Origin of the sequence: Sphingomonas ginsenosidivorax, from assembly GCF_007995065.1 — a bacterium.
Classification (GTDB): domain Bacteria; phylum Pseudomonadota; class Alphaproteobacteria; order Sphingomonadales; family Sphingomonadaceae; genus Sphingomonas; species Sphingomonas ginsenosidivorax.
Genome location: NZ_VOQR01000001.1, coordinates 41093 through 62500, shown reverse-complemented (window position 1 = coordinate 62500; position 21408 = coordinate 41093). Strand labels below are relative to the sequence as shown.

General features: G+C 68.5%; 15 protein-coding genes. 7 read left to right on the top strand and 8 right to left on the bottom strand.

Annotation, left to right across the window (positions count from 1 at the left end; genetic code table 11):
- Nucleotides 1–117: 117 nt before the first annotated feature.
- Complete coding sequence (locus FSB78_RS00270) at nucleotides 118–1866, bottom strand: aspartyl protease family protein (RefSeq protein WP_147078950.1); 1749 nt, start codon at nucleotides 1864–1866, stop codon at nucleotides 118–120.
- 166 nt (nucleotides 1867–2032) lie between these two features.
- On the opposite strand from FSB78_RS00270, the gene FSB78_RS00265 reads away from it, so the two are divergent.
- Nucleotides 2033–3310: a PQQ-dependent sugar dehydrogenase gene (locus FSB78_RS00265; RefSeq protein ID WP_242007889.1), complete on the top strand. Its 1278-nt coding sequence runs from the start codon at nucleotides 2033–2035 to the stop codon at nucleotides 3308–3310.
- A 26-nt stretch (nucleotides 3311–3336) separates the two neighbouring features.
- Here FSB78_RS00265 and FSB78_RS00260 read toward each other — a convergent pair whose 3' ends face one another.
- Together FSB78_RS00260 and FSB78_RS00255 are read right to left on the bottom strand one after the other, a co-directional pair.
- Nucleotides 3337–4116: a class II aldolase/adducin family protein gene (locus FSB78_RS00260; protein WP_147078948.1), complete on the bottom strand. Its 780-nt coding sequence runs from the start codon at nucleotides 4114–4116 to the stop codon at nucleotides 3337–3339.
- Between the two features lie 166 nt (nucleotides 4117–4282).
- Nucleotides 4283–5257, bottom strand: coding sequence for an SDR family oxidoreductase (locus FSB78_RS00255; RefSeq protein ID WP_147078946.1), 975 nt, complete (start codon nucleotides 5255–5257; stop codon nucleotides 4283–4285).
- Nucleotides 5258–5359: 102 nt separating this feature from the next.
- Between FSB78_RS00255 and ligA the strand changes: the two genes are divergently transcribed.
- Together ligA and FSB78_RS00245 are read left to right on the top strand one after the other, a co-directional pair.
- Entirely contained in the window at nucleotides 5360–7486 is a 2127-nt protein-coding gene (ligA, locus tag FSB78_RS00250; RefSeq protein ID WP_147078944.1) for an NAD-dependent DNA ligase LigA, read from the top strand.
- Between the two features lie 175 nt (nucleotides 7487–7661).
- Nucleotides 7662–11099, top strand: a complete 3438-nt coding sequence (locus FSB78_RS00245) for a TonB-dependent receptor (protein ID WP_147078942.1) — start codon at nucleotides 7662–7664, stop codon at nucleotides 11097–11099.
- Between the two features lie 63 nt (nucleotides 11100–11162).
- Here the strand turns inward: FSB78_RS00245 and FSB78_RS00240 are convergent, their stop codons facing one another.
- The 3 genes from FSB78_RS00240 to FSB78_RS00230 are packed head-to-tail and all read right to left on the bottom strand — an operon-like array spanning nucleotide 11163 to nucleotide 15176.
- Nucleotides 11163–12446, bottom strand: a complete 1284-nt coding sequence (locus FSB78_RS00240; RefSeq protein WP_147078940.1) for a PepSY-associated TM helix domain-containing protein — start codon at nucleotides 12444–12446, stop codon at nucleotides 11163–11165.
- Nucleotides 12434–14689 carry a TonB-dependent receptor gene (locus FSB78_RS00235; RefSeq protein ID WP_147078938.1) on the bottom strand — a complete coding sequence of 752 codons (2256 nt, stop codon included), beginning with the start codon at nucleotides 14687–14689 and terminating at the stop codon, nucleotides 12434–12436. Before FSB78_RS00235 ends, FSB78_RS00240 begins: the two co-directional genes overlap by 13 nt.
- A gap of 58 nt (nucleotides 14690–14747) precedes the next feature.
- Nucleotides 14748–15176, bottom strand: coding sequence for a hypothetical protein (locus tag FSB78_RS00230; protein ID WP_242007888.1), 429 nt, complete (start codon nucleotides 15174–15176; stop codon nucleotides 14748–14750).
- A gap of 173 nt (nucleotides 15177–15349) precedes the next feature.
- On the opposite strand from FSB78_RS00230, the gene FSB78_RS00225 reads away from it, so the two are divergent.
- The 4 genes from FSB78_RS00225 (at nucleotide 15350) to FSB78_RS00210 (ending at nucleotide 20424) form a co-directional block, all read left to right on the top strand.
- Nucleotides 15350–16486 (top strand): sensor histidine kinase, encoded by a 1137-nt coding sequence (locus tag FSB78_RS00225; protein ID WP_242008390.1) that lies wholly within the window; start codon nucleotides 15350–15352, stop codon nucleotides 16484–16486.
- A complete protein-coding gene (locus tag FSB78_RS00220; protein WP_147078934.1) occupies nucleotides 16483–17280 on the top strand; it encodes a LytR/AlgR family response regulator transcription factor in 798 nt (265 codons plus the stop codon). Before FSB78_RS00225 ends, FSB78_RS00220 begins: the two co-directional genes overlap by 4 nt.
- A gap of 175 nt (nucleotides 17281–17455) precedes the next feature.
- Entirely contained in the window at nucleotides 17456–18403 is a 948-nt protein-coding gene (locus FSB78_RS00215) for a cell wall hydrolase (RefSeq protein ID WP_147078933.1), read from the top strand.
- A gap of 152 nt (nucleotides 18404–18555) precedes the next feature.
- Nucleotides 18556–20424, top strand: a complete 1869-nt coding sequence (locus tag FSB78_RS00210; protein WP_147078931.1) for an ABC-F family ATP-binding cassette domain-containing protein — start codon at nucleotides 18556–18558, stop codon at nucleotides 20422–20424.
- Between the two features lie 111 nt (nucleotides 20425–20535).
- Here the strand turns inward: FSB78_RS00210 and FSB78_RS00205 are convergent, their stop codons facing one another.
- Nucleotides 20536–20832: a DUF3297 family protein gene (locus tag FSB78_RS00205; RefSeq protein WP_147078929.1), complete on the bottom strand. Its 297-nt coding sequence runs from the start codon at nucleotides 20830–20832 to the stop codon at nucleotides 20536–20538.
- A gap of 78 nt (nucleotides 20833–20910) precedes the next feature.
- Nucleotides 20911–21273 (bottom strand): hypothetical protein, encoded by a 363-nt coding sequence (locus tag FSB78_RS00200; RefSeq protein WP_147078928.1) that lies wholly within the window; start codon nucleotides 21271–21273, stop codon nucleotides 20911–20913.
- Nucleotides 21274–21408: the final 135 nt, after the last annotated feature.

The following is a 21408-nucleotide window of genomic DNA, read 5'->3' as shown; positions in this document are numbered from 1 at the left end:
CCGCTGCGGTGACACCCCTCTAGGCCCACCTCCCAAACCCGTCAAACACTTTTTGACACCCACATGACACTTTTTGCCAAATCAGCCGTTTTGCCCCACCTGCCGCCCTGTGGCGCCTCAATCGAGCCCTATGCGTTTGGCGCGGTCAGTGACGCGCTTGTCGATCGCCAGCGCTGCGGTGCGATTCGCGGTTGCCTCGTTTCCCCTGCCCGCGCGGGCCGCCGCGATGCTGCGCGCATAGAGCGACCAGGCATTGCGCGGGTTGCGCTGGAGCGCAGCGTCGTAATCGGCAAGCGCGGCATCGAGCTCGCCGCGACGCAGGCGAACGAGCGCGCGGCTGTCGAGATAGGCGGCGCGCGTCGGAAAAGCCTTGAGCGCCGCGTTGCAATCCGACAGCGCCTTGTCGAGGTCGCGATTGAGCTGCGCGCGGGCCCAGCATCGCCCGTTCAAGGCATTGGCACGCTTCGAATCCTCCGGATGGTCGCGCAACCAGAGATCGTAATTGGCGAGCGCGGCTTCGGGCATGTCGAGCCGGTCGTACATCCCGCCGAGCGTCAGCCGGCTGTTGGACGAGGGCGCCAGCGCCGCGTTCGCCGCCTCCACGTCCGCCTTCGCGCCGTCGGTATCGCCGCCGCCGATCCTCAGGCCGGCGCGCGCGATACGCGCCTCGCTGTCGGTCGGTACGAGCGCGATCGCCCGATCGAGGTCGGACAGCGCCGGCAGCATCTGGCGGCGGGCCAGCCGCGCCATCGCGCGCTGGTGGTAATAGCGGCCCTGGTTCGGCGCCATCGCGATCGCCTTGTCGAAATCGGCGAGCGCGTCCTCCAGCTTGCCGGTCGAGGCCAGCACCGCGCCGCGCCGGCTGAACCCTTCCGCCTCGGTCGGCGCGGCGGTCGTGTCGGTCAGGTCGATCGCGACGCCCTGCGTGGTGCGCGCGCCCTTTGGCGACAGCCCGAACACCGGCCCGCCCTCATAGGTCATGTACATCGTCCGCGTCGTGTTCGAGACGAACAGGCGGTGCGACAGGAAGAAGTCGATGCCGATCAGCATGTCGCTGGTCCCGAGATCGACGTCGGCGACGGCGATCTTGGGTTTCGGGATCAGCTCGCCACCGATATCGATGCTGTCGAACGGCGCGACCCAGGCGCGGACCTGCCGCGAGCCGAGCCCGCTGCTCATGCCGCTCGCCACGACGCCGGGCGAATCGGGGCCGATGCCCAGCCGCTTCGCCGCCGCGAGCTTCAGCAACGACGACTGCGCGCCCGAATCGAACACCGCGCGGATGCTCTTGCCGTTGAGCAGCACGGTCGCGATCGTGTGGGGCTTGAACCGGTCGGACGTCGGGCGTTCGAGCTTCACGATCGTCACCGGACGGACGGCCGCCCAATAAGCAAGCCCGGTCTTGCCGCAATCGGTCGTCCGCATCAGCCGGACCATGCCGTGCGGGAGGTCATATTCGACATCGGCGAGACCGAGGATGTTCTGGCCGAGCAACCCGGCGGTTCCGGTATCGCTGCCACCGACGATGAACGCGACTTTCGGGATCGTGACCCCGCCCAGCGCGAAATTCTGCGCGACCGCCTGCGAAGCGGTCGCGGTGCCGCCCACCCCCTTCAGCTGGAGCCCCGACACCGCCTGGACCTTCAGCCCGAATTCGGCGGCGGTCGCCTGCGAGATCGTGCTGTAGAACGCGCCGCTGTCGACGATGAACCGCGCGTCGCGGCCGCCGAACTGCGCGGTCACCATCGGGCGCCGTCCCGCCATGACGACGGGCAGGTCGAGCATCTTGCCGACCTTGCAATCAGCCCATGCGGTCGATGGCGCGAGAAGCGCCGCGACACCCAGCAACACCGTCTTCACCTGCATGGTCCCCACCATCCCCGACACGCGCGCTCGATCGGCGCTGGGCGATCATTGACGGCATCGCGGACAAAGGCAATCGATCCGACCCAGGCACTTATGGTGCAACCGCGTGCCGCGGCTTAGGGTATCAGCCTAGGGTATCACCTGCCCCCTTCACGAAAGCCCGACCATGTTCCGTCCTGTCCTGACCGGTTTCGCCCTGATGTCGCTGGCGGGATGCGGGCCGTCCGCCACGGATCCTGTCGCGACCGAACCGGCCGCCACCACCGGGAAGGCAGCGGCGCCGCTCAATTACGGCGCGTCGACTCCTGCAGCGACCAAGCCGTTCCGGACGACCGCGGTCGCGACGTTCGATGCGCCCTGGGCGCTCGCCTTCCTGCCCGATGCGACGATGCTGGTGACCGAGAAGAGCGGGCATCTGTGGCTGGTCACGCCGACCGGCGCCAAGACCGAGGTTGGCGGCGTCCCCAGAGTGCACGACCAAGGGCAAGGCGGGCTGTTGTTCGTCGCCACCTCGCCGCGCTTCCCGCAGGACCGGCAGGTCTACCTGACCTATGCCGAGCCGGGCGAAGGCGGCGACGGGCTGGCGCTCGCCAAGGCGACGCTGGCGATCGTCGCGGGCAAGCCGGTGCTGCAGGGCTTGCGCGTCATCTGGCGGCAGCTGCCGCGCGGCGCGGGCGGGCAGTTCGGCGGCTATATCGCGTTCGCGCCCGACGGTAATTCGCTGTTCCTGACCTCGGGCGAGCGCCAGCGCTTCACGCCTGCGCAGGATCCGAACCAGGCGCTGGGCAAGATCCTGCACCTGACGCTCGACGGGAGTCCCGCGCCGGGCAATCCGGGCGCGGGCAAGACCGGCGCCGCCACCGTGGCGGTGTTCGACCCGCCCGAGAACACCGGCGCGGCCACGACGGCCAAGGGGCGCACGGCGCGGACGCCGGCTCCCAACCTGACCCCGGCCGAGACCTGGTCGACGGGTCACCGCAATCCCTACGGCCTGGCGTTCGATGCGAAGGGGCGGTTGTGGGAGACCGAGATGGGCCCGCAGGGCGGCGACGAGCTGAACCTGATCGAGCGGGGCGGCAATTACGGCTGGCCTCTGGTTTCGTACGGCAAGAATTACGACGACACGCCGATCGCCAGGCCGCCGACCCGGCCCGCCTTCAAGGAGCCGGCGCTGTACTGGGATCCGATCATCGCGCCTGCGGGCTTCACCTTCTACGACGGCGCGATGTTCCCGCAGTGGCGCGGGTCGGCGTTCGTCGGCGGGCTGGCGTCGATGGCGCTGATCCGGATCGCGTTCGACGGCACGACGCCGCGCGAGGCCGAGCGCTGGGACATGGGCAACCGGATCCGCGCGGTGATGGCGGGGCCCGATGGCGCGATCTGGATCCTTGAGGACGGCGACGGCGGCCGGCTGCTCCGCCTGACGCCGATGCGCGGGGCGTAGGGCGGTTCGGTTCCGGGTATCGCGCTCTAGTCGCGATACCCGGGATTCGTCCGGTCGAGCTTGCGCAGCAGCGCCGGCCAGGCGAGCCCTTCGGCCAGCATCCGGATTCCCGGGCCGCTCGACTGGCTCTCGACCTTCTCCGCAACGCCCTGGTTGGGGGTGTTGAGCCCGGCGCGCCCGGCGCTGAGCATGTGGACCTGCGCCTCGCAGGCGCGTTCGAGGAAATACATCCGCAGGAACGCCTGCGGCACCGATTCGCCGACGGTCAGCGTGCCGTGGTTGCGCAGGATCATGCTGTTCTTGGCGCCGAGGTCCGCGACCAGTCGTTCGCGCTCGTCGAGCTCGGTCGCGATGCCCTCGAAGTCGTGATAGGCGACGTCGTGCCCGGCGATCATCGACGTCTGGGTGTGCGGCAACAGGCCCTCCGCCATCGCCGACACCGCCTGGCCATGCGGTGTGTGGAGGTGGAGCACCGCGACGGCGTCGTCGCGACCGGCATGGATCGCGGAGTGGATCACGAATCCCGCGCGGTTGACCGGTGCCGGGGTGTCGGTGACCTTGTTCCCCTCGATGTCGATCTTGACCAGCGACGAGGCGGTGATCTCCTCGAACATGTGCGTGTAGGGGTTGATCAGGAAGTGATGCTCGGGGCCGGGCACGCGTGCGGAGATATGCGTGAAGATCAGGTCGTCCCAGCCGTACAGCGCGACGAGGCGGTAGGCGGCGGCGAGATCGACGCGGACCGCCCATTCCTCGGGGCTGACCTGGTCGCGGATCGCGGGCGCGGGTTTGAGTGCGGTGGCCATGCTTCCTCTCCTTATTTTGGAGGAGCGTATAGCATGGTGCGCAGCGGTTAGTCTCCACCCCGGCGAAGGCCGGGGCCCAAATGGGGGGACCCGCGAAACGGGACGCAGCGCTTCCCAACGGAAACCTTCCCAATTGGGCCCCGGCCTTCGCCGGGGTGGTGTGGAATCAGATCGCGCCGGTGCCGCCATTCGCGCCGAACGCGCTGCCCGTCGTGAAGCTCGAGCCCGGATCCGCCAGCGTGACGTACAGCGACGCCAGCTCCGCTGGCTGCCCCGCGCGGCCGAGCGGCGTGTCCTGCCCGAATTCGCCGAGCTTGCCCGGCAGCTGCCCGCCCGCGACCTGCAGCGGCGTCCAGATCGGGCCCGGCGCGACCATGTTGACGCGGATGCCCTGCTTGCCGAGCTGCTTCGCCAGCCCCTTGGTGAAGATCAGGATCGCGGCCTTGGTGGTCGCATAGTCGAGCAGCTCCTCGCCCGGGTCGACCGAGTTGACCGAGCCGGTGTTGATGATCGCAGCACCGGGCTTGAGCAAGGGAATCGCAGTCTGGCAGATGTGGAACATCGCATAGACGTTGGTCTTCATCGTCCGGTCGAACTGCTCGGGCGTGATCTCGGCGATGTTCGCCTTCGACTGCTGGTAGGCGGCGTTGTTGACGACGATGTCGAGCCCGCCGAGCTCGCGGTGCGCGCGCGGGGCAAGGCCGCGGGCGAACTTGGCGTCGGTCAGGTCGCCCGGGATCAGCACGACCTTCCGACCCTCGCCGCGGAGCAGCTTCGCGACGTCCTGCGCGTCGGGTTCCTCGCTCGGATAATAGTTGATCGCGACGTCCGCACCTTCGCGCGCAAACGCGATGACGGCGGCGCGGCCGATCCCCGAATCGCCACCGGTGACGAGCGCCTTCCGGCCCGCGAGCCGGCCAGACCCGCGATAGCTCGCCTCGCCGCAATCGGGCACGGGGCGCATGTTACGCTGCAGCGCCGGCCATTTCTGCGGCTGTTCGGCGAACGGCGTCTTGGTGAACTTGGTCTGCGGGTCGACGAGCGGCGCCGCTCCTTGCGCGAAGGCGGGGGCGGCCGCGGCGGCGAGGCCGGCGACGGCGGCGCCCTTGAAGAGGTCGCGGCGGCTGGTGTCGTCGGTCATGGCGGTGCTCCGGGAAAATGTCCTTTCGCCTCAAAGCGTAGCTCGACAGAAGGTTCATCGGGGACTTGTCGATCGACCGCCCCCTCCCCTAACCCTCGCGGCATGACCGCGCTTCCCGACACGCAGACCGATGCCGCCGCCGAGCTGGAGACGCTCGCGCACGCGATCGCCTATCACAATGCCCGCTACCATACCGACGACGCGCCCGAGATTTCCGACGCGGAGTATGACGCCCTGGTCCGGCGCAACACCGCGATCGAAGCCGCGTTCCCGGCCCTCGTCCGCGCCGATTCGCCGAGCCGTACCGTTGGCGCAGCCCCCGCCGGTCACCTGGCCAAGGTCGCGCACGCCAAGGCGATGATGAGCCTCGACAACGCGTTCGCCGACGAGGAGGTCGAGGAGTTCGTCGCGCGCGTGCGCCGGTTCCTGAAACTCGCCGACGACGAGGCGGTGGCGCTGACCGCGGAGCCGAAGATCGACGGGCTGTCCTGTTCGCTGCGCTACGAGGAGGGGCGACTGGTCCAGGCACTCACGCGGGGCGACGGGCAGGTCGGCGAGGACGTGACCGCGAACGTGCGCACCATCGCCGACATCCCGCAGATGCTGCAGGGGGACGCGCCGGCCGTGTTCGAGGTGCGCGGCGAGGTCTATATGGCCAAGGCCGATTTCGCGGCGCTCAACGCTCGGCTGCTCGCCGAGGCCGAGGAGACCGGCAAGGAGGCGCGGCAGTTCGCCAATCCGCGCAACGCCGCCGCCGGGTCGCTCCGGCAGAAGGACGCCGCGGTGACCGCGAGCCGGCCGCTGCGCTTCCTCGCGCATGGCTGGGGCGAGACGAGCGCGATGCCCGCGGACACGCAGGCCGGCGTGGTCGCGGCGTTGCGTGGCTGGGGCTTCCCGATCGCCGACGCCTTCGCCCGGGTCGAGGGCACCGCCGACGCACTGGCGGTGTACCGCGCGATCGAGGCGGCGCGCGCGGATCTGCCGTTCGACATCGACGGTGTCGTCTACAAGGTCGACCGGCTCGACTGGCAACAGCGGCTGGGCCAAGTGGCGAAGGCGCCGCGCTGGGCGATCGCGCACAAATTCCCCGCCGAGCGCGCACAGACCATCCTCCGCGCGATCGACATCCAGGTCGGGCGGACGGGCGCGATGACGCCGGTCGCGCGGCTCGAGCCCGTCACGGTCGGCGGCGTCGTCGTCACCAACGCGACGCTGCACAATGCCGACGAGATCGAGCGGCTGGGCGTCGCGCCGGGCGACCGCGTGCTCGTCCAGCGCGCCGGCGACGTCATCCCGCAGATCGTCGAGAATTTGACGCCCGACCCGGCGCGCGCGCCCTGGGTCTTTCCGCACGTCTGCCCCGAATGCGGCTCGGCGGCCGAGCGCGAGGAAGGCGAGGTCGTCTATCGCTGCACCGGCGGGCTGATCTGCCCCGCGCAGCGCGTCGAGCGGCTGATCCACTTCGCGTCGCGCCACGCCTTCGACATCGGCGGGCTGGGCCAGACGCTGATCGAGGCGTTCTTCCGCGACGGGCTGATCGAATCGCCCGCCGATATCTTCCGCCTGACCGAGGAGCAGCTGGCGGCGCGCAAGAAGGACGGGCGCGTCTGGGCGGCCAAGGTGATCGCCGCGATCGAGACCAAGCGCACCATCCCGCTCGACCGCTTCCTGTTCTCGCTCGGCATCCGCCACGTCGGCGAGATCACCGCGCGCGACCTGGCGCGGCGCTATGTATCGGCCAGGGCGCTCGGCGCCGTGCTGCGCCGCGCGGTATTCCTGCGTGCGCAGATCGTGCCGGTGATCGGCGAACCCGAGCGGAAATTCGTCCTGCGCCGCGACAAGGTGCTGGTCGCCGCGATCGAGACCGCGGGGATCGGGCCCGAGGTCGCGAGCGCGCTGGTCGGCTTCTGCGCCGAGCCGCACAATCGCCGGGTGGTGTTCGACCTGCTGCGCGAGGTCGCGCCGCAGGACGTCGTGCACGAAACGCGCGAGTCCGAGGTCAGCGGTTTCACGCTGGTCTTCACCGGCAGCCTGGAGACGCTGAGCCGCGACGAGGCCAAGGCGCAGGCCGAGGCGCTCGGCGCACGCGTCGCGGCGTCGGTGTCGGCCAAGACGAACATGGTGATCGCGGGACCCGGCGCCGGCTCGAAGCTGAAGAAGGCGGCCGATCTGGGCATCCGCGTGATCGACGAGGCGGCCTGGGCGGCGATCGTCGCGGCGTCGCAATAACTTGGCGATCGCAACCACGCACAACCGTGGTTTTTGGGCAACGCACCACCAGCAAAGTCGGTTCCGCGACATTGCGACTCGCATCTGTAACAGTCGTGAAATATTCTCCGGGCAGGGGCGCGGATGACGGCATGGGACGCCGACATCGAGCGAACGCTCAAAGGGGACTATTCAGATGCGTAACAACCTATTTCTGGGCGCAGCGATCGTTGCGCTCGTCGCACCGATGGGCGCGTCCGCGCAGGAGACGACCTCGTCGATCCGCGGCACCGTGACCTCGGCCGGCGCGCCGGTCGTCGGCGCGACCGTCGTGGTGACGACGCCCGACACGGGCACGCGTTCGACGGCGACGACCAACGAATCGGGTACGTTCAACGTCAACGGCCTGCGCGCCGGCGGTCCCTACACCGTGTCGATCAGCGCGCCGGGTTACGGCAGCACGCAGATCACCGACATCAACACCACGGTCGCCCAGGCGTTCGACCTGCCGATCGAGCTGGTCGCCGATGCCGGCGGCAATGCCGACGAGATCGTCGTGACCGCCGCCCGCGTGCCGAATGCACGGTCGATCTCGCAGGGTCCCGCCACCGTCCTCAACGCCCGCGAGATCGCGAACATCGCGACCGTCAACCGCGACATCCGCGACCTGGCACGCCGCGATCCGTTCGCGCGCCTCGACGACAGCCCCTCGGGCGGCCGCGCCGTCTCGTTCGCCGGCCAGAACGCACGCTACAACCGCTTCACCGTCGACGGCGTCTCGGTCAGCGACAATTTCGGCCTCAACACCGACGGCCTGCCCAGCCGCCGCTCGCCGATCCCCCTTGACGCGATCGGCCAGTTCCAGGCGCAGGTCGCACCGTACGACGTCCGTCAGGGCAACTTCCAGGGCGGCGCGATCAACATCGTGCTGAAGTCGGGCACCAACGACTTCCACGGCACCGGCTTCTACGCGCAGCAGCGCGACGAGTTCGTCGGCGACGAGACCAAGAGCCTCAAGATCAACGTCCCGAACTTCAAGCAGGAAAACTACGGCGCCGAGCTGTCGGGCCCGATCATCAAGGACAAGCTGTTCTTCATGGTCGCCGGCGAGCGCCTGCGCGGCGGTCGTCCGATCCCCGAGGGTCCGACCGACAACAATGCCGGTACCTCGATTGCCGGGATCACCCAGGCCCAGGTCGATCAGATCAGCGGCATCGCCAAGTCGGTCTACAACTACGACACCGGCGGCGTGCTGCGGAACCTGGGCGACAAGGACGACCGCGTCGTCGCGAAGCTGGACGCCAACCTGGCGGACACGCAGCGCCTGTCGCTGACCTACACCTATGCCAATGACGGCATCAACCTGCTGCAGAACACCTTCCCGAACGCGCCGACCGGCCTCGGCCTCGCATCCAACGCCTATGTCCAGGGCAACCGCCTGCACACCGGCGTGGTGCAGCTGAACTCCGACTGGTCGGACAGCTTCTCGACCGAAGTTCGTGGCTTCTACAAGAACTACACGCGTATCCAGGATCCGTTGCTGGGCCGCGGCTTCGCGCAGTTCCGCGTCTGCACCAACCCGACGAACACGGTCGCGGCACCGGGCCTCACCGTGTCGCCGACCGCGTGCGAGAACAACGCCGGCACCGTCACCTTCGGCCCGGACAGCTCGCGCCAGACCAACGAGCTGCACTCGGAGACGTGGGGCGGCCTGGTCCAGGCTCGCCTGACCATGAACGACCATGACGTCCGCGCCTTCACCGAAATCGCGAGCGTCTCGATCTTCAACTCGTTCCTGCAGAACAGCTCGGGCAGCTATTACTTCGACTCCATCGCCGACTTCCAGAACCGCACTGCCGGGTCGCTCGCCTATGGCAACTCGATCGTCGCGAACAACGGCCTGCCGGCACTCGATCCCAACGCCGCTGCGGCGAACTTCGGCTATCAGAGCTACACGTTCGGCGTGATGGACTCGTGGAAGGTGACCCCGACGCTGAACCTCAGCTACGGCGCCCGCTACGACCTGTACGCGATGGACGACCGGCCGGCGCTCAGCACCGCCTTCGCGGCCCGCTATGCGAACGGCGCGATCGTCAACGGCCAGCGCAAGATGATCAACGACAACACCGCGAACCTCTCGGGTCTGGGCCTGTTCCAGCCGCGTGTGGGCTTCGACTGGACGCCGATGAAGCGCATCAGCATCCGCGGTGGCGGCGGCATCTTCGGCGGCGGCACCCCCGACGTCTATGTGTCGAACAGCTTCTCGAACACCGGCGTGCTGACCAACTCGATCAGCATCAGCCGCACCGCGACCGGGTTCAACGGCTTCCCGACCGGCACCCCCGCCGCGACGCAGGCCGCGACCGCCGGTGCGATCCTGACCGGCGTGAACGGGACCACCATCCCGGCCGCGGCGAACACGCTGCTGACCAACGCCACCGTCGCGACCAACTCGACGGTCAACGCCCTCGACCCGAACTTCAAAATCCCGTCGCAGTGGCGCGCCACGCTGACGGGTGAGTATACCGCGAACCTCGGCCCGCTCGGCGACGACTGGGTGTTCGGTGCCGACCTGCTGTACTCGAAGGTCCGCGACCAGGTGTATTTCACCGACATCCGTTCGGTGCCGATCGCCGGTTCGCTGACCCCCGATGGTCGTCAGCGGTACCAGAACCTGATCGACGGCGGCACGGCCAGCACCAACACCAACTCCGACATCCTGCTGACCAACACCGGCAAGGGCCGCGCCTATATCGCGGTCGCGCGGATGGAGAAGGCCTGGGATTCGGGGCTGAGCCTCAATGCCAGCTTCACCTACCAGGACGTCAAGGACGCGGCGCCCGCGACCTCGTCGACCGCGGGTTCGAACTATTCGAACGGCGCGTTCAGCGATCCGAACAACGTCGCCTACGGCATCTCGAACGACCAGGTCCGCTACTTCTTCAAGTACGGCGTGAACTACGACCACGCCTTCTTCGGGGACTACAAGACCACGTTCGCGCTGTTCGGCGAATCGCGCGTCGGCCATCCGTTCAGCTACACGTTCCAGGATTTCGGCAACAACGGCAGCGGCCGCGCCTCGGTGTTCGGTACGACGGGCGTCAGCTCGAACTCCAGCACGGGCGGCAACCGCTACCTGCTGTACGTCCCGACCCTCGACGATACGAAGGTCTCGTACAGCAGCGCGGCGGTCCGCAATGCGGTGAACCAGTTCATCGATGCGACCAGCCTGAAGAAGTATCGTGGCCAGGTCGCGCCGCGTAACGCCTTCCACTCCAAGTGGTTCACGCGTCTCGACCTTCACCTCGCGCAGGAAATCCCGACCTTCCTCGGCGGGTCGCGCGTGACGGTGTTCGCCGACATCGAGAACTTCACCAACTTCATCAACAAGAACTGGGGTCAGCAGCGCGAGTACGTCTTCCCGTACAACACCGCTCTGGTTCGCGTGCAGTGCCTGACCACCGCCGGCAACGCCGATGGTGCCGGGACGATCGCGACCAACGCCGGACAGGCATGCGCGCAGTATCGCTACTCGCCGATCGGCGGCGGCACGACGTTCACGCCGCAGGCCGACCAGGTCTATGTCAACCAGTCGCTCTACTCGATCCGCCTGGGCGCGCGCTTCACCTTCTAAGGTCGAGCGCCACACCAGTCGGCTGAAGGGGCCGCCGTTCCATCCGGGACGGCGGCCCTTTTCTTATGCGCGGTGCACGCGTGCCAGCCGGTCGATCGCCAGCACGCCGAGCAGGGTCGCGCCGAACAGCGGCATCGCCACGCCGAGCGCCGCGATCGCGCCCGCCAGGCTCCAGCCATAGCGCGGGCGGCCGAACCGCGGCGGTGCGCCCAGCGTGCCCGGACGCCGCCGGCGCCACCACATCACCGCGCCCGATACCGACAAAGTCGTCAGCAGCGCGGTCACCAGCGTGCCGAGGATCTGGTTGGCGAGCCCGAAGAACGCGCCCTCGTGGATCGCGATGCCGTAGCCGACCGCGCGGTCAATCCACTGGCGCTGCGCGAAGTCGCGGCGGTCGAGGATGCGGCCCGTGGCTGCGTCGAGCGTGACTCGGCTGCGCTGCGGCCGGTTGGCGGAGTCCGAACTGACCGTCCACCGGTCGACACCCGACGGCGCGATCAGCGCCGGGGCGGCGAGCGACAGGCGGTCGGCGGTCGCGACGATGGCGTCGAGGTTGGCCGGCACGGCGGCGGGCATCGCCATGCCGCGATGCTGGGCATGCGCGTCCGCCCTGCCCGCGACCTTCCAGTCGATCGGGCCGTCGGTGGTGCCGGTCGCGGTGCGGACCGCGGCGAGATAGCCGCTCCAGGCATTGGCCCAGGGAAGCCCGGTGGCGATCAGGAACACGGCGGCCACGCTGACCCAGATCCCGGCGACCGCATGCGCGTCGCGCCAGAACAGCCGGCGGCCGCTCCGCCAGCGCGGGTAGAGGATGCCGCCCAGCCCCCTTCGCCCCCGCGGCCACCAGAGGTAGAGCCCGGTCAGCAGCATCGTGATCGTCCAGCACGCCGCGATCTCGACCAGCCAGCTGCCGGGCGCACCGGCGAGCAGCGTGCCGTGCAGCGCCGAGATCGTCTTCATCAGCCGCGCATCCTCGCGCAACAGGCCGAGCACGCGCAGGCGATAGGGGTCGACATAGACGCGCGTTTCGACGCCGTCCCTCGCCACCAGCACGCGCACCGCCTGCCGCGGCGTCTCGGGCAGCTGGTATTTGCTCAGCCGCGCGCCGGGGACCGCGGCGAGCGCGGTGGCGACGATACGATCGGGCCGTGCGCGCGTCCCGATCGGCAGCGCGTCATAGGTGCGCTCCTGCCACGCTTCTATCTGCGGCTTCCACAGATAGATCGTGCCGGTGACCGACAGCCACAGCACGAACGGCATGCAGAACAGCCCCGCATAGAAATGCCAGCGCCACACCGCATTGTACCAGGACGCGCCCGCGCCCTTCGCTCGCGTCACAATGTCCATGTGAGGTCCGCCTGGAAACTGCGCTGCGGGAAGGGATGGAACAGGAAATACCGGTCGTTGCCGACATTATCGACGCCCAGGCCCAGCGTGTAATGCTCGCCCACCCGGACCTGCGCGCGCAGGTCGACCACGAGATATCTGTAGAAGCCCTGATAGGTGTTCCCGACCACGTCGCTGTTGTCGAGCGTGCCGTAGAAGCGGCTGGCATAGCGCCCCGCCGCGGTCAGCGACACGCCGTCCGCCGGGCGCCAGGTGCCGACCAGCGTCGCCTTCCACTGCGGGACCTGCGGCAGGCGCTTGCCCACCGAGGCGGGGAAGGCCGCGTTGGCCCGCGTCGTCGCGTCGGCATAGGTGACGCTGCCGGTCAGGTCGAACCGCGGCACGATGTCCGCGCGCTGCACCGCCGCCTCGACGCCGCGGGCGCGGGTGCGGCCGACATTCTGGACGAAGGTGGCGAGCGTCGTCGTGCCGTTGAGCGGCCCGGTCTGCGCAATCAGCGCGTCGCGGATGCTCTCGTTGAACAGCGACACGCGCAGCGAGCCGTGCTCGTCGTGATGCTCGGCGCTCAGTTCCTCCGACAGCGCGCGTTCGGGCCTGAGGTTGGGGTTGGGAACCGCGGCGACCGGGGTCGTGACGATCTGGTAGAGTTCGCCGACCGTCGGGAAGCGCCACGCCGTGCCGAACGACGCGCGCAGCGTCCAGGCGGGGCTCGGGTCCCACGCCAGCGACGCCTTGGGCGAGAAGCGCGCCGCGGTCAGCACGGGCTGCGTAGCCGCGATCGCGGGGGCGAGCGAGAAATTGCTGCCGTCATAGGCGCGCCACCATTCGTAGCGCCCGCCGAGCGTCAGCGTGACCGCCTGCGCCACGCGCCACGCATCCTGCGCCCACAGCGCCGCGGTCCGCGTCTTGCCGCGCGAGGCGAGATTCAGCTGCCCCTCGCGACCCGAGATCCAGTCGTCGGTGGCATAGCGGTCGCTCGCCAGTTCGAACCGGTCGAGATGCGCGCCAAGTCCGATCCGGTGCGCAGGCGTCGCATCGAAGCTCGCCTTGGCGTCGAGCGTCGCCCAGCCGGTGCCGTCGAGCCGAGTGATCGTCCCCGCCCCGCCACCGTGCGCTGCGGGCAAAACGACGGTCGGGCTACGCTGGACCGAGTGCGCATAGTCGTAGAGCGTGCCGATCACCTGCCAGTCGACCGCGCCGATGCCGGTCGCGGACAGCGCGTGGCTCCAATGACGCTCGTCGAACGCATAGGTGCCGCCGGAGAACGCCGCGGGCGCGAGCGTGTAGGCGCGGCCGTCGCTGTTGACGGTCCCGGCGAACACCGGCGTGCCCGCCGCGTCGCGCAGATAGGTCTGCGCCACCGCGTCGGTATCGTTGCGGAACAGCCCGCCGACATAGGTCAGGCGGATCGCGGAGGTGACGTCGAGCGCGGCCTTCAGCTTGAAGCGATCCTGCTGCTGGTGCTCGATCCCGCTCGCGCCGAGCACGCGGATCGGCGCGCCCGTACGGTTGACGTCGTCATAACCGCCGGTGACCGGGGTGCCTGCGCCGCTTGCCGTTGCCGGGCGGCTGGCGGTGACGAACAGCACCGGCTGGCTGTTGCTGGTGACGTGGTCGTAGCTGCCGAACAGCGCGAGCGGCCCGAACCGGTCACCGAGCGTCGCACCGAGCTGATAAGCCGGGAGCTTCTCGTGCGTGCCGTACTGATCATAGGTCTGGAGGTTGGTGCCGGCGGTGATCGTCGCCTCCAGCCGTTCGGGCAGCCTGGTCGTGATGGTGACCACCGCGCCGATCGCATTCCCCGGATAGGCCGCCGAATAGGGGCCGTAGAGGACGTCGATCCGCGCGATCTCCTGCGGGCTGACGAGCCCCCAGCGCGGCGAGGCGTTGGTATTGTTGTTGCCGATCAGCGCGGAGAGCAGCGCGCCATCGGCATAGACCAGGCTGCGGGCGCTGGCACCGACGCCGTTGGTGCGCGTCGCGAGCGGCGCCTGCGTGTCGCCGATATGGCGTTTGCGGACGAGCAGGCTGGGGAGGTATTTGAGGGTGTCCTCGACGTTCACCGCGTTGACGGTGGCGGCGATGGTCGCCGCGTCGATGCTGGCGCGGGTTGCGGGCTGGTCTTGCGATACGGATTTGCGGGCGGTGACGACGATGTCGGCCCCGCGCTCGTCCTCCGCCGTGGCAGGCGCCGCGGCGAGGACGAGCATCGACGCGCCGAGAAGCGCGAAATGCTTGTGCATGGAATGTCCTTCGGATCTGGTCGGGGCGCCCCACCGTCTAAGGCGGCGGCGCAACGGATCAGGCGAAGACGGGCGGTCCGGTCTGTGGCGGCGGCGGTGCAGCGAGCCCGCGCCCGATGCCGACGAGCACGCGGATCGGGGCGGGCGGCGCCGGCACGAAGGCCAGCGGCGGCGCGAGCGCAAGCGCAGGCGAGGCGACCGCGGGCGTGATCCCGGCGAAGGCGCAGGGGTGGTCGATGCCTGACGTGCCGTGATCGGCGTCCCCGTGGTCCATCTCGTGCGCCATGCCGGGCATCGCGTGATGCATCGGCGCCTTGGCCTGCGGGAGCATCGGACCGGTGCCCGAACACGGCACGAATCGCAGGCCGTCCGCGGTCGCGACCGGCATCCACCCGCTCGGCACCAGCGCACGCGCCAGCATCGCCACCGCGAACAGCGCGAGCAGCAGCCGGGCGTGAAGCGGCGAAAGGTGGCGCAGGCGGGTCACTATGCAGGCTGTGCAGCCATGCGGCGCCGGGAACAAGTGGACCTTTGGTCCGAGGGCCCAGCGTACCCGCGCGGCGTTCGCGACTCCCGTTCTCCCGCCTTCGCGGGAGAACGGGGACTCCGCCGTTTTGCACCCACCGTCGCCCGCGTGTAAGAGCGCGGGCAACAATGGCCATGCTTCCCTCACCCGCTCCCGCCACCCCCGGCCTGCCCGCCCGGCGCCTGCCCTTCACCGCGCGGCCGTTCTTCGAGAACAAGAGCCGGGCGTTCTGGACGCTGCAGGCGGTCGGGTGGAGCGGCTATCTCGTCCTGCGCGGCGTGTCGTCGGTGTCGAACGGGCTGACGCTCGACGTGATCATCCCGGTGATCATCGAATCGATCATCGGCTATTGCATCACGCTGCTGCTCTCGACGCTCTATGGCTATTACCGCGGCCTTCCCCGCGTCATCGGGCTGTTCCTGACGGTCGCGACGCTGGCGGCAGCGACGTTCCTGTACGTCATCCTCGACGCGTTCGCCTTCTCGTTCATCAAGACGAGCAATCCGGGCATCACGATCACGCTGCTGCTGGGGTTCGTGTTCCTCAATTTCGTGACGCTCGCCGGCTGGTCGGCGCTGTATTTCGGGATCAACTTCTACCTGATCGTCGAAGACCAGATTGACCAGATGCAGCATCTCGAATCGCAGGCGTCGTCGGCGCAGCTGGCGATGCTGCGCTACCAGCTGAACCCGCATTTCCTGTTCAACACGCTCAACTCGATCTCGACGCTGGTGCTGCTCAAGCAGACCGAGCGCGCCAACGCGATGCTGAGCCGGCTGTCGTCGTTCCTGCGCTACACGCTCGCCAACGAGCCGACCGCGCACGTCACGGTGGCGCAGGAGATCGACCAGCTAAAACTGTATCTCGAGATCGAGAAGATGCGGTTCGAGGACCGGATGCGCCCCGAATTCGACATCGACCCCCGCGCCGAACGCGCCCGCCTGCCCTCGCTGCTGCTGCAGCCGCTGGTCGAGAACGCGATCAAATACGCCGTCACGCCGCAGGAAGAAGGCGCCGAAATCCGCGTCCGCGTGCGGCTCGCCGGGGAACGCGTGCAGATCGCCGTATCCGACACCGGCCCGGGGTTGATCGAGGGCAGGATCGGTTCAAGCCTTTCAACCGGCGTGGGGCTCGCCAATATACGGGATCGGTTGGTGCAGTCCTTCGGGGCCGACCACCGTTTTGAAACGCGCTCCACGCCTGCTGGCGGATTCTCGGTCGAGATCGAGATTCCCTACCAGCTCGAAGACGTGAACAGAGAGGCCGCATGACCATCCGTACCATCCTCGTCGACGACGAGCCGCTGGCGATCCAGGGCCTGGAGCTCCGGCTGCAGGCGCACGACGACGTCGAGATCATCGAAAAATGCTCGAACGGCCGCGAAGCCATCCGCGCGATCAAGACGCACAAGCCCGACCTCGTCTTCCTCGATATCCAGATGCCCGGGTTCGACGGCTTCTCGGTCGTCCAGGGGCTGATGGAGGTCGAACCGCCACTGTTCGTCTTCGTCACCGCGTATAGCGACCATGCGCTGCGCGCGTTCGAGGCGCAGGCGGTCGATTATCTGATGAAGCCCGTGGAGGAATCGCGCCTCGCCGATACGCTCGACCGCGTGCGCCAGCGGCTGAACGAGAAGCGCGGCGTCGAGGAAGTCGACCGGTTGCGCGAAGTGCTCGCCGACGTCGCGCCCGATGCGGCCGCGGACATGGACGGCGGCGACGCGGTGCAGGCCAACCGCTTCGAAAAGCTCATCAACATCAAGGATCGCGGGCAAATCTTCCGCGTCGACGTCGATACGATCGAGCGGATCGACGCCGCCGGCGATTACATGTGCATCTACACCGGCGACAACACGCTGATCCTGCGCGAGACAATGAAGGACCTGGAAAAGCGACTCGACCCGCGCCGGTTCCAGCGCGTGCACCGCTCGACGATCGTCAACCTCGATCTGGTGAAGCAGGTAAAGCCGCATACCAACGGCGAATGCTTCCTCGTGCTCAACTCGGGCGCGAGCGTGAAGGTGAGCCGCTCGTACCGCGACGTCGTCGCGCGGTTCGTCCACTAACCTGACCCGCCCCTCCTCCCTTCCGTCACCCTGAACTCGTTTCAGGGTCCACCTGTCCCGGGGCGATTACGCACGGGGCCAGGTGGATGCTGAAACGAGTTCAGCATGACGGATAGGGGAAGGCCTCGGCGCGCATTAACCACTCCACAACGCCTGCTCGCTACCCCCCGCGAGCATGGCGAAGCATGTCCCTCTGCACATCCACGGCCTGATCGGCCTCCCCGCGCTCGTCCTCGCGACCAGCTGCGTCCCCGACGATCACCCCGTCACCGCATCGCGCATCCAGGCGGTCCCCGATTCGCGCACGCTGCTGCACCGCATGGCGCTCAACGTCCCAGACGATATTCCGATGAAGGCGCTGACGGCCGGCGATACCCGCGCCGCGTTCGCGACCGGCGCTGCCCCCGCCTTCGCCGCGCCGCGGACCGCCGACGATGCCGCGCGCGCCGCCGATTGCCTGACCGCTGCGGTCTATTACGAGGCGCGGTCGCAATCGACCGATGGGCAGCGGGCGGTCGCGCAGGTCGTGCTCAACCGCGTCCGCGACCGCGCCTTTCCCAACACCGTGTGCGGCGTGGTCTATCAGGGATCGCAGCGGCGCACTGGGTGCCAGTTCAGCTTCACCTGCGACGGATCGATGCTGCGCCCGCGCGAACCCGGCGCCTGGGAGCGCGCGCGCGGCGTCGCCGAGGCCGCGCTGTCGGGCAGCGTCTATGCCGCGGTCGGCGCGGCGACGTCGTTCCATACGACGAGCATCCTGCCCTGGTGGGCGTCGAGCCTGTCGCGGATCACGACGATCGGCGCGCATATCTTCTATCGCTGGCAGGGCGGGCTGGAACGCGCGCTGACCTTCCGCCAGGCCTATGCCGGGTTCGAGCCCGGCGCCCCGACGCTCGCCGCGATGCCCGCCGCGACCGTGGTCGAGGGCGTCACCGTCCACCGCGGCAACGAGACCGTCGCCGGCGTGACGGTCCACCGCGGCAAGACCGCGCCCGCAGCCGCACCCGCGCTGGTCCGCGTCAATTTCGCCGGGGTGCGCGTGCATGTCGGCGGGCATCAGCCGGGCGTGCTGGACACGGGGGCCGAGGCTGCGACCGTCGGCGAGGAAAGCGCACCGATCTGACCTTTCGTCACCCCGGACTTGTTCCGGGGTCCATGGCGCCGCAAACCAACCGGCCATGGGGTACGCGGCGCGATGGATGCCGGAACAAGTCCGGCATGACGGAAAAACACCCGCCCTCGCAAAACCGTGCTGCATCTGCTAACGGCGCGCGCATGCTGAACCTGAACAATATCACGGTGCGCCTGGGCGGCCGCGTCATCCTCGACGGCGCCAGCGCGGCGCTGCCGCCGGGCAGCCGCGTCGGCCTGATCGGCCGCAACGGCGCGGGCAAGTCGACGATGGTGCGCGTGATCGCGGGCCAGCTCGAGCCCGACGACGGCTCGGCCGACATGCCGCGCGGGTCGCGCATCGGCTATCTCGCGCAGGAAGCGCCGCACGGCACCAAGACCCCGTTCGAAACCGTGCTCGAGGCCGACCTCGAGCGCGCCGCGCTGATGATCGAGAGCGAGACGAGCGAGGACCCCGACCGGCTGGGCGACGTGTACGAGCGCCTCATCGCGATCGACGCGTACACCGCGCCGGCGCGCGCCGCGCAGATCCTGCTCGGCCTCGGCTTCGACGAGGAGATGCAGGCGCGCACGCTCGACAGCTTCTCGGGCGGCTGGAAGATGCGCGTCGCGCTCGCCGCGTTGCTGTTTTCGCAACCCGACCTGCTGCTGCTCGACGAGCCGTCGAACCATCTCGATCTCGAAGCGGTGATGTGGCTCGAGGACTTCCTCAAGGGCTACAAGGCGACGATCGTCGTGGTCAGCCACGAGCGCGACTTCCTCAACAACGTCGTCGACCACATCCTGCACCTGCAGGGCGGCAAGATCACGCTTTACCCCGGCGGCTACGACGCGTTCGAGCGCCAGCGCGCCGAGCGGCTCGCGCAGATCGAGGCGGCCCGCGCCAACCAGGCGGTGCAGCGCGAGAAGCTGCAGGAGTACATCGCCAAGAACTCCGCGCGCGCCTCGACCGCGAAGCAGGCGCAGTCGCGCCAGAAGATGCTCGCCAAGATGCAGCCGATCGCGGAGAGCTACAACGATCCGACGCTGTCGTTCGGCTTCCCCAACCCGACCGAGCTGCGGCCGCCGCTGATCACGCTCGACATGGCGACGGTCGGTTATGCCGACGTGCCGATCCTCAAGCGGCTCAACATGCGGCTCGATCCCGACGACCGGGTCGCGCTGCTCGGCCGCAACGGCAACGGCAAGACCACGCTGGCGCGGCTGCTCGCGGCGCAACTGGTGCCGATGGACGGCGCGATGGCGTCGTCGAACAAGATGAAGGTCGGGTATTTCACCCAATATCAGGTCGAGGAGCTCGACCCGCACGACACCCCGATCGAGCATATGGCGCACCTGATGAAGGGCGCGACGCCCGCCGCGGTGCGCGCGCAGCTCGGCCGGTTCGGCTTTTCGGGCGACAAGGCGACGACCAAGGTCGGCAAGCTGTCGGGCGGCGAGCGCGCCCGCCTCGCGCTCGCGCTGATCACGCGCGACGCGCCGCACATGCTGATCCTCGACGAGCCGACGAACCATCTGGACGTCGACGCGCGCGAGGCTTTGGTGCAGGCGCTCAACGCCTATACCGGCGCGGTGGTGCTGGTCAGCCATGACCGTCACATGCTCGAACTGACCGCGGATCGGCTGGTGCTGGTCGACGGCGGCACCGCGAAGGAGTTCGACGGCAGCCTCGACGATTACATCGCGTTCGTGCTGAAGGGCGATGCGGGCAAGGGTGACGCCGCATCCAAGGCGGACAAGAAGGCAGGCAAGAAGGCCGCGGCGGATGCGAAGAACAACGACGCCGCGCTGCGCAAGGCGCTGCGCGAGGTCGAGGAACAGACCGCCAAGTTCACCAAGGAATGCGCCGCGATCGACCTGGCGATGAGCGATCCGGCCAAGGCCGAGCCGCGCTTCTCGCGGATGTCGATGGGCGACCTCAACAAGCGTCGCGCGGAAATCCAGGTGAAGCTGGACGCGAGCGAGGCGAAGTGGCTCGAGGCTAGCGAGGCGCTGGAGGGGGTGGCGGCCTAACGCGCCGCCCGCGCTCCGTCATGCTGAACTTGTTTCAGCATCCATCCCGCCACGATCGCTAGCGCTCGGGGCCGAGTGGACCCTGAAACGAGTTCAGGGTGACGGAAGAGTTTAGTCGGCCTTGTCTGCCGCCGGCCGCTCGAACCACGCCTCGACATCGCCCGACAGCTTGAGCGTCAGCGGATTCCCGTGGCGATCGACCTTCTTGCCGAGCGCGACGCGGATCCAGCCCTCCGAGATGCAATATTCCTCGACGTCGTGGCGCTGCGCGCCTTTGAAGCGGATGCCGATGCCGCGCTCGAGCAGGTCCTGCTGGAAGAACGGGCTGCGATAGTTGGTCGAGAGGCGATCGGGCGGGGTGTCACCCTGCACGGCTTCGACTTGCGGCGTTTCTGGAGTCTCGGTCATCCCCGCGCGTTAGCGGCAACACCCCTGCGCACGCCACAAAAAAACGGCGCCGGGAACGATCCCGACGCCGTATCGTGCCTAGTTGCAGACCTGGACCTGCACCGGATCGCCATAATAGGCATCGCGGCGCCATTCGGTCCAGCAACGCGGACGATAGTCGTCGCGGTAGTAGTTGCGGATCGGCGGACCGCGATAATAGCCGTCATTGTAATAGCCGCGGTCGTAATAGCGGCCGCGATTGTTGTTGCTCGCGATCGCCGCACCGACACCGAGCCCCAGGATGCCGCCGAGCACGGCTGCGCCTGCGACGTTGCCGCCGCGATGGTGGCGATAGCCATAACCGCCGCGACCCCAGCGCTGCGCGTCCGCCGGTGCCGCCGCCGTCAGCGCGGTGGCCGCCAGCGCGATCCCGAGACCTGCCTTCTTGATCAATCCGCTCATTTCGAACCTCCAAATACCCGATCCGCATGACACAAACGCATATCTGTCCGACCGTGTTGCAAGCGGTAGGCGAGTCGGGCTGAACGGCCTCGGAACGGCGCGTTAACCCGGGGTTTAGGCGCGCGGGGCGACAGG